General features: G+C 58.1%; 1 pseudogene. It reads left to right on the forward strand.

From position 1 onward, the window contains the following. A pseudogene (locus SB765_RS33955) lies at positions 1-154 on the forward strand (tRNA (guanosine(46)-N7)-methyltransferase TrmB); the annotation flags it as partial. Positions 155-234: the final 80 nt, after the last annotated feature.

A 234-nucleotide genomic window follows, 5' to 3' on the forward strand; every position in this document is an offset into this window, starting at 1 on the left:
GGAAGTGATGAACGTCGCGCCCGGCTACCGCAACCTGGCCGAAGACGGCAAGTGCGTGTCACGCCCGGCCGAGCGTCCGATCACCAAGTTCGAACGCCGCGGCGAGCGATTGGGGCATGGGGTGTGGGATTTGAAGTTCGAGAAACTGGCCTGACCCGGCCGCAGTTTTGAAATGCGGTAAAAAATGCTTGCTCCTAATGCCAGTCAGTTAAAGGGTGGGATGTAGAACACATC

It is taken from the genome of Pseudomonas sp. SIMBA_067, assembly GCF_046534675.1.
GTDB classification, from domain to species: domain Bacteria; phylum Pseudomonadota; class Gammaproteobacteria; order Pseudomonadales; family Pseudomonadaceae; genus Aquipseudomonas; species Aquipseudomonas putida.